This window comes from Frankia sp. CcWB3 (assembly GCF_977927595.1).
The window spans coordinates 1-1,759 of record NZ_CDWRCK010000091.1 but is presented as its reverse complement, the minus strand read 5'-3'; the positions used below and the strand labels follow the sequence as shown (position 1 = coordinate 1,759).

The following is a 1,759-nucleotide window of genomic DNA, read 5'->3' as shown; positions in this document are numbered from 1 at the left end:
GGTTCGAAACGCGCAAGTTATTTCATTTCGACTCCTATGACATCGTGTGGTGGGTCTCCGCCGAACAGCCGACCTTTCTCCAGAAGCAGCTTGGCGATCTGGCCCTTCAGCTCGGCAGCCAGGCAGAGCCGGCGCCGGGCGAAGGGGCCCTCGCCCTGGTGAATCGGCTGAGCGCGCGGCGCCGTTGGCTGCTCATTCTTGACAACCTGCCCGGCCCGATGGAGCCGGCTTCCTATCGCGCCGACGGGCGTGGCCACGTCATCATTACCTCCCGCAATCCAGCTTTCCAGGATTCGGCCGGCCGAATCGAGGTCGGCCTGTTCGAGCGGGCGGAGTCCATCAAACTGTTGCGCGCCCGGGACGCTTCGCTGAGCGTGGCGGACGCTGACCTCCTCAGCGAGACGCTGGGTGATCTCCCACTCGTACTCGCGCAGGCCGGTTCCTGGCTGGCGGAGACCGGAATGAGTATCGAGGAGTATCTCGGACTGCTGACCACGCATACTCAGTTGATACTGAGTGAGGGGCGGGCACTGCACTATCCGCAATCCTTCGCGGCGAGCTGGAGAGTAGCCATCGAACGGTTGGAACGGGAGAACCCGGCCGCCGTTCACCTGCTCCGGCTCGCCGCGTTTCTGGGCCCCGATCCGCTGCCGCTGACCTTCATCTCCAAGGCGGTCACGGCCACGAGCGAGCAGCCCGACGACGATCGGGCCGGCGATGCCGACCCGATCGTTTTTCATCGGACCGTCGCGCATCTGCGCCGCTATGGTATTGCCCGGGTATCCGGCCGGGCGATCCAGTTGCACCGCCTTGTGCAGGCGGTTCTGCGGGACCAGGTCGAGCCGATCGAACGACCGGTGCTCCGGGAGCGAGCCTGGGAGCTACTCGCCGCGACCGACCCCGGCAATCCGGATGACCCGGCCAACTGGTCGTACTACGCCGACGTGCTGCCGCATCTGCTGTCGGCCGATCATATCGCCGTCGACAGTCCGGGTAGCCGGGCCCTCGTCATGAACGCCGTCTGGTATCTCGCCGCACACGGGAACTACAAGAGCGTTCACCGGATCGCGCAGCAGGCCTATGGGGACGTAATGAAGTAACAAATACGTGATCGAGAGCATCATCGCAGGTCACAGGCCTGTGGAGGGTTCGAAACGCGCAAGTTATTTCATTTCGACTCCTATCTGCGTTGGCGTGTGCTGCTCGACCCGGATGATTATCATCAGGCCTGGGTGCGCAATCAGCTGGCCAAAGTGGAGCGTTCCATCGGCGAATTCCCGGCCGCCAGGGTTTTCGATGAGGAGGCTCTGGAGCTTTGCCGGCGCACGCTGGGCGACGACCACTCGGACACCCTCGTCTCGGCGAACAACCTCGCCGTCGACCTCAGCGGAGCCGGTCAGCATTCCGAGGCTCGGGAGCTCGACGAGGATACCTGGGAACGGCGTAAGCGGATCCTCGGCGAGTCACATCCGCAGACGCTCGGGTCCGCCAACAACCTCGTCGCGGACCTTGCCGCACTCGGCGAGTACGAGCGTGCCTTCTGGCTCTCAGTCGAAACATTGGATCGTTGCGAGCGATCGCTGGGAAACGACCATCCACTCACGCTCGCGACAGCCGCGAACCAAGCATATGTCCTGAGCGCGGTCGGCCAGCACGAGGACGCCCGCCTGCTGGAGGAGGACACCCTCGGCCGCCGGCGCAAGGTGCTGGGCGAGGATCATCCGTTGGATCTGGATCTGGATCTGGATCTGTCGCTGAT

At 64.0% G+C, this 1,759-nt stretch carries 2 protein-coding genes; both read left to right on the top strand.

What is annotated here, in order from left to right; genetic code table 11:
• On the top strand, positions 1 to 1,100 hold a 1,100-nt coding region (gene fxsT / locus ACY5KJ_RS09330; protein ID WP_462203191.1), incomplete at its 5' end, for an FxSxx-COOH system tetratricopeptide repeat protein.
• A gap of 96 nt (positions 1,101 to 1,196) precedes the next feature.
• The coding region (locus tag ACY5KJ_RS09325; RefSeq protein WP_462203190.1) for a tetratricopeptide repeat protein at positions 1,197 to 1,759 on the top strand (563 nt) is incomplete at its 3' end.